Annotated in this window: 7 protein-coding genes; 5 read left to right on the plus strand and 2 right to left on the minus strand. The window is 62.4% G+C overall.

All coding sequences use genetic code 11. The features are described 5' to 3' along the window. Nucleotides 1-40: 40 nt before the first annotated feature. Nucleotides 41-1,597 (minus strand): LysM peptidoglycan-binding domain-containing protein, encoded by a 1,557-nt coding sequence (locus tag RI518_RS02450; protein ID WP_310689253.1) that lies wholly within the window; start codon nucleotides 1,595-1,597, stop codon nucleotides 41-43. A 180-nt stretch (nucleotides 1,598-1,777) separates the two neighbouring features. On the opposite strand from RI518_RS02450, the gene RI518_RS02455 reads away from it, so the two are divergent. Then, a complete protein-coding gene (locus tag RI518_RS02455; protein WP_310670950.1) occupies nucleotides 1,778-2,119 on the plus strand; it encodes an Rv2175c family DNA-binding protein in 342 nt (113 codons plus the stop codon). 67 nt (nucleotides 2,120-2,186) lie between these two features. Here RI518_RS02455 and RI518_RS02460 read toward each other — a convergent pair whose 3' ends face one another. Further along, entirely contained in the window at nucleotides 2,187-3,290 is a 1,104-nt protein-coding gene (locus RI518_RS02460) for a polyprenyl synthetase family protein (RefSeq protein ID WP_310689254.1), read from the minus strand. Nucleotides 3,291-3,353: 63 nt separating this feature from the next. Between RI518_RS02460 and RI518_RS02465 the strand changes: the two genes are divergently transcribed. The 4 genes from RI518_RS02465 to RI518_RS02480 all read left to right on the plus strand — a co-directional run bounded on the left by RI518_RS02465 (nucleotide 3,354) and on the right by RI518_RS02480 (nucleotide 6,070). Then, the gene (locus tag RI518_RS02465) at nucleotides 3,354-3,728 is read left to right on the plus strand and encodes a DUF3040 domain-containing protein (RefSeq protein ID WP_310670953.1); all 375 of its coding nucleotides are present in this window, start codon (nucleotides 3,354-3,356) and stop codon (nucleotides 3,726-3,728) included. Nucleotides 3,729-3,936: 208 nt separating this feature from the next. After that, entirely contained in the window at nucleotides 3,937-4,368 is a 432-nt protein-coding gene (gene mraZ / locus RI518_RS02470; protein ID WP_310670954.1) for a division/cell wall cluster transcriptional repressor MraZ, read from the plus strand. A gap of 98 nt (nucleotides 4,369-4,466) precedes the next feature. Next, a complete protein-coding gene (gene rsmH, locus RI518_RS02475) occupies nucleotides 4,467-5,429 on the plus strand; it encodes a 16S rRNA (cytosine(1402)-N(4))-methyltransferase RsmH (protein WP_310670955.1) in 963 nt (320 codons plus the stop codon). Further along, nucleotides 5,426-6,070, plus strand: coding sequence for a hypothetical protein (locus RI518_RS02480; RefSeq protein WP_310670956.1), 645 nt, complete (start codon nucleotides 5,426-5,428; stop codon nucleotides 6,068-6,070). Before rsmH ends, RI518_RS02480 begins: the two co-directional genes overlap by 4 nt. The last annotated feature ends 48 nt before the right edge of the window (nucleotides 6,071-6,118 follow it).

Genomic DNA, 6,118 nt, shown 5'->3' on the forward strand with positions numbered 1-6,118 from the left:
GGCCGAGCTCACCCGCTGGCCCAGGCGCACCCAGTAGTCGCTAGCTGAGCTCTTCGAGCCACGCCCAAGCGCTTGCTTCCCATTTGGCGTAAGCCTCAGGGTAGGCGGAGCGCTGCACTTTCTGGGCAGCCACCGTGAGGTCCATCGACTGCCAGCCGGAGTAGTCCAAGAGGCCTCGGGTTCTTCCCGGATTAGGGTTGCTCGGTCCGCCGTAGAAGGCCTTGGAGGCGAAGGCGGGATCCATGATTTCTTCCACAGTTCCCCAGCCAGAGCTGGTCCGCTGTTGGTAGAGGCCCACCGAATCCCGGTCACCCCAGTCGATATTGCGAAGGGAAGACTCTTGCATGGCGGTGGCCAGCGCAATCACAATGCCGTAGTCGGGTATTCCGAGATCTCTGCCGACTTGGACGATGACCGAGGCGTTTCCTCGTCGCACATCGTTCAGTGGTGTCACGGCGCCGGAGACCGGTTTTCTCTCCGACGATTCGTCGGCGGACTCGTCGGACGATTCCTTCGAATCACTGTCGTCATCGGTGTCGTCGTCGCGGTCATCTTTGTCCGACTGCGCGGTCGGTTCTGGAGTGTTGTCGACGGGGGCTGGTGGCGGAGTGGGGGTGGGTTTTTTTTCGGGCCGCAGTTCTGGCGCGTCGAGGACATCGACGGCGAGAGGGTGGGGGTTGACCTCTTGCGGGTCAGCCGATTCTGACTGCTCGGCTCGATCGTCACCTTCTGCATCGTCTGCAGTGTCAGTGTCAGTGTCAGCCGCAGCCGCTGTGTCTGCGGGAGTGTCTGTTGGGTTGGCCACACTGGCGAGTACCACGTTGGCGGAAGATGCTGGCGCGGTGCTCGCCACCGTCCGGGGGGCCATGTCCCCTGGGGTGCCGGGCAGGGTGAGTCGTGTTCCGGCAGAGAGAGTCGCTCCGGGCTCTAGACCGTTGGCCACGGCCAGCGCCCGCTCAGAGACTCCCAACCGCTCGGCGATGCCGGCCAGAGTGTCTCCCGATTCGACCTGATAACCCGTTGCCGAGACCCGAGGAGGAGCCATGCCGCGCTGCTTGCTGGGAGCCATGGTGAGGCGAAGGACTTGGCCCTCGTGGAGGATGGAGTTCCAACTCAACCCGTTCAAGCTGAGCAGCAGGGCGGTGGGAATCTGAAATTTCTCGGCCACCGAAGTGAGAGTTTCGCCGCTGCGCACCGTGTAGGTATCGGGCATGGAGGGCGCGACGGTGCTGACGATCCGCTGGGAGAGAGGCACGAAAGCTTGAGCAATCATTTCTGAAAGCGAGTTCTTACTGTGGTGTGGCTGGTTGGCTCCCGGGACTTTTTCGGCTGTCGAGTCCATTGGGGTGGGCAGGGCGTCGGTCACGCCAACACCGGCCGCCAGGCTACCCGTCATGAGAAGCGGGAGGCCTCCGCGCATGGTGCGCTGAGTCCACTCGGAGCCGTGGGCTCCGCCGGACGATGACGCGCTGTGGCGGGGACGCAGGCCGCGAAGTATTTCCGGCGCGTGTTGCGGCTCGAGCGGGTCGCCGAAGAAAAAGTGGTCATCGCGAGGAGTACGCCCCAGCGTGGGGTCGTGCTCGGGGGACTGACTCACGAGAACCTCACTTGTTGACAGCATGACAGGGGGCAATTAGCCCTGTTGAAGGCTCCCATAGCGCGGGGGAGATGTCAATCAATGTGACCGGTGTGGCGTGAGTTTACATGTTTGTAACATAAGTTGGTGCCGTGCCAGGCGGGTCTTTCTCCAATCGCCCGAACGTGACAGGCTAGCGACGTGGAAAACAGCCCAGCCCACGAATGGCTCACCTTCGCTCAGGTCTCAGAGCAACTCGGATTAAGCCCATCGCGTCTTCGACGGCTCGTCGAGGACCGCGCCCTACTCGCCAGGCGTCGTGACGGGCAGTGGCTCATTCCCGAGGTCTTCATTCACGAGGGCGCGCCGCTTAACCACCTCGCTGGCACCGCGACGCTTCTCATCGACGGCGGGTTTAGTGAAGAGGGCGCGCTCGACTGGTTACTAGAAGACAACGACGCCTTGGGGGTGAGCCCGGCGGTGGCGCTCAGCCAAGGGCGCAAGACCGAAGTGCGGCGCATCGCCCAGGCTCTCGCCCTCTAGAGGCTGTTTCGCTCAGGGCTGTTTCGCTCAGGGTTGTTTCTCTGAGGGCTGTTTCTCTGAGGGCTGTTTACGCGGAGCGAGAGACGACGGCGTCGGCGAGCTGGCGCAGTTCGCCGACCGCTTCGGGATCGAGGAGTTTTGTCTCCAACGCCCCCAGGGCCCGCTCGGCCGATTCGGCGATGATCGATTCGACCTGCTCGACGGCTCCGGAGTCCCTCAGGGTGTGCTGCATCACAGCGATCTGTTCGTCGGTGACGTCCGGGTCGCCCAGCATGTCGTTGAAGATACCCTTCACTCCCGCCGACATTTCTGCTTCGGCGAGCGCGATGAGAACCGTGCGCTTTCCCTCACGTAAATCGTCGCCCGCCGGTTTGCCGGTTTGTTCGGGGTCGCCAAAAACCCCGAGCAGGTCGTCGCGCAGTTGGAACGCCACCCCTAAGGGCAGGCCAAATTGGGTGAGCTGGCGAAGCTGGTCTTCGCTAGCGTCGGCCATCGACGCTCCGAGCAGGAGTGGGGCTTCCATACTGTATTTCGCGGACTTGAACGTGACGACACGCATCGCGCGGCGGAAGCGCTCGTCATCGCTCACGGTGGGCCAGGCGGACTCTTCGTGGATGTCGAGATACTGCCCAAGGGTGACTTCGTTCCACATTTTGTGGAACTCTCGCCGGGTTCCAGAAATCACGCTCGGAGTCGTTGCGGTGCTCAAGGCCTGGGTGACGAGTTCAGAACTCCAGGCCAACATGAGATCACCCACTAGTAGCGCGGTTGACTGACCGTAATGTTCAGCGTCGAGGCCAAAACCGCTCTGGCGGTGGTGGTGCTCGAAGTGGCGATGGGCCGAGGGCTCGCCTCGCCGGGTATCCGAGCGGTCCATGATGTCGTCGTGGACGAGAGCCGCCGCGTGGAAGACTTCCAGCGCTGTGGCGAGCTCAAAGGCTGGATGGTCTGCGGTTTGCGGGTGGGGTTGCCCGGTGAGGCCCGCGACGGATCGCCACCCCCAGAAGCAAAAGCGCGCTCGAAAACGCTTGCCTCCGCGAAGCAGCGAACGGGAATAATCAATCAGCGGAGCGAGGTCGGCAGAAATCTCGGCGACCTCGTCAGCTTTGTGATCAAAAAAGTTCTGCAGCTGGGAATCGATGATGTCAACGAACCGCATTGAGTCAGACACACCCCTAGCCTATATTCAGGCTTTCGACTTAGACTTTGTGCACACCGTTCGAGGAAGAGAGTTATGGCGCTATCGGAACACGAGCAAAAACTGCTTGAAGAGATGGAACGTGGCCTCTATCAAAACGAGGCCGACGTGGTGTCCACTTCGCAGTTGGGCGGGCGTGCGCCCAACTATCGCGCGATTGGTATCGGAACCCTGGTGGGAGTCATCGGTCTGATTGCGATGCTCTGGGCGGTTCAGGCGAACTCCACCGTCGTGGGAATCATTGGATTTGTCGTGTTGTTTGCTGGCGTGATGGTGGCCGTGAGCGTTCCGGGCAAGCCCGGCGACACTCTGCCCTCCTCGCCCTCGGCTAAGCCGAAAAAACCCCACACGTCGCTCATGGATCAACTCAACGACCGGTGGGAGAAGCGACGCGGAGGCGATACGCTCTAAGACTTTCTCGCACCCACTAACCGGCCCCTCGGGGCCGGTTTTTTTATTGCCCTGTGGCGTCCGTGGCTCACCCCGCTGACGGGGTCGATCTGTCGGCGGGGGAGGATTCGGGGTGCCAGTGGAAAAAAATGTGCCCAAAATGGAGCAAAGTGGAGTGAAATGGAGTAAAGTGGTGTAAGCACCAGTCGGGCCGGCGAAAGGGGGCGTGATGTTACTGGGTACCTACGCGCCCAAGCTCGACGACAAAGGCCGGCTGATTTTGCCGGCGAAATTCCGCGAAGAACTCTCCCGCGGTGTCGTCCTCACCCGAGGACAAGAACGGTGCCTCTACGTCTTTCCCGAAGAGGAATTTGCCCGTCAGGTGGAGCGCATCCGCGAAGCGCCCCTGACGAGCAAGTCCGGCCGCGACTTCCTTCGACTCTTCCTCTCGGGAGCTTCCGACGAGATTCCCGACAAACAGTCCCGGGTGACCATTCCGACGGCGCTGAGGGAATACGCGGGGCTCAGTCGAGAACTCACGGTTATTGGCGCGGGAACCCGAGCCGAAATTTGGGACCAGGGCGCCTGGGAGACCTACTACTCCGAGAAAGAACAGGGCTTCTCCGACACCGAGGAGGAGGTGATTCCAGGACTCTTCTGATCTGCCGGTCCGACTCCCTCCCGTTGGCCCTGGAACACCTTCCCCGGTCCCAGGTCCACGGAGGGGAATCCGACCGACAGGCCAGTACCCGGACACTCATGATGGCCACACCCACGCACACACCGGTAGCCCTCGAGCGCACCGTAGAACTTCTCGGCCCTGCGCTGTCGCAGCCGGGCGCCCTCGTGGTCGATCTCACCCTGGGCCTCGGCGGGCACGCCAAAGCCATACTGGAGGCCTTTCCCGAGGCCCAACTGCTGGGAATTGATCGAGACGCCGACGCGTTGTCCATCGCCTCCGAACGGCTGGCATCGCTCGGGCCTCGAGTCACCACCGCCCACGCCCGCTACGACGACTTTCCCGCGGTCCTCGAGTCCCACTTTCCCGGTCGTTGCGTCGACGCACTTCTTCTCGATGCGGGGGTGTCGTCATTGCAACTAGACGATGTGCAGCGTGGGTTTAGTTACCTCCACGATGCCGCCCTCGATATGCGGATGAACCCGGAGGATCCGACAACGGCCGCGGACCTGGTGAACACGCTTCCGCGCGCAGAGCTGCAGATGCTCTTCCAGCGCTTCGGCGATGAACCACTGGCAGCCCGCTACGCCAAAGCCATCGTCACCGCCAGGCAAGAAACTCCACTCCTCACCACCCTGGCGTTGGTGGACGTGATCGACCGGGCAACCCTCGGTGGCCACCCCCGCGGTGGGCATAACGCCAAGCGGGTCTTCCAAGCCCTGCGGATCGCGGTCAACCACGAGCTCGACAGTTTGGCCGCTGTCCTCCCGGCGGCCCTCGATGCACTCTGTGTGGGCGGTCGCATCGTTGTCCTCTCCTACCAATCTGGCGAGGACCGCCTGGTCAAACACGACATTGATGCCCGCACCCGCAGCCAGGCTCCATTGGATCTTCCGGTGATTCCCGAATCCGACCAACCCACTTTTCGCTGGTTGGTCAAATCCCCCGAGGGCCCCAGCCCAGACGAAGCAGAGAACAACCCGCGAAGCCGGTCCCTCCGGCTTCGCGCCGCCGAAAAAATTCGCGAAGGACAGGTTCGATGAGCGCCGTTTCTGCCACAGCACACGCCCCCGAGCGTGCCACTAGTCGCCCCCGTCTCCAGAGCGTGACCACGCCTGCCCCGGCATCGCCGCCAAAGCTTCGCTACGTCCTGGGAACTCTTGCGGGCATCTTTGCGGTGCTGATGGGACAGTTGGGACTGTCCATTGCACTGGGAAGCGGCGCATACGAAATTCGTGACCTAGAGCGGCAACTCGCCGAGCGCAACCGTGACTTGAGTATCGTCAGCGAAGAAATCGGCGCGATGCAAGATCCCCAGACTCTCGCCCAGTTGGCGGTGACGTTGGGCATGGTTGATAGTGCAGACCCGGCATACTTACGCCTTTCTGACTCTCAGGTGCTGGGCTCCGGCGGTGCTGCTCGCGCGGGCTCCACCTCATTGGTGAGCGTGGCTCCCGGTGATCCCAATACGGCAGCGCTGGCCACCGCTCAGGTAGTGGCTCAGCAGGAGCCCTCTCAGGGTGAGTCACTGCCCGGTTTTGCCACTCTCGATAGCGAGACTGAAGGGGCTCACACACCGGGAGAGAGCCTCGAAGGAGTAGAAGCTTTGGTTCCTGACACGCCCGCAGCCCCAGCAAGCGCCCCCAGTTTCGGCGGCGACTTGCCGGCGCCCGTCACGCGCTGAGGCCATCGGTGAAGTCCTCGGGCACCACCACGGCACGACGCATGGGAG

Source organism: Pontimonas sp. (assembly GCF_031581085.1).
In the GTDB taxonomy this organism is placed as follows: domain Bacteria; phylum Actinomycetota; class Actinomycetes; order Actinomycetales; family Microbacteriaceae; genus Pontimonas.

What these genes read in the sequence shown, in the direction of transcription:
- RI518_RS02465 (WP_310670953.1), top strand. Translation starts at nt 3,354, where the DNA reads ATGGCGCTATCGGAACACGAGCAAAAACTGCTTGAAGAGATGGAACGT.
- mraZ (WP_310670954.1), top strand. Translation starts at nt 3,937, where the DNA reads ATGTTACTGGGTACCTACGCGCCCAAGCTCGACGACAAAGGCCGGCTG.
- rsmH (WP_310670955.1), top strand. Translation starts at nt 4,467, where the DNA reads ATGATGGCCACACCCACGCACACACCGGTAGCCCTCGAGCGCACCGTA.
- RI518_RS02480 (WP_310670956.1), top strand. Translation starts at nt 5,426, where the DNA reads ATGAGCGCCGTTTCTGCCACAGCACACGCCCCCGAGCGTGCCACTAGT.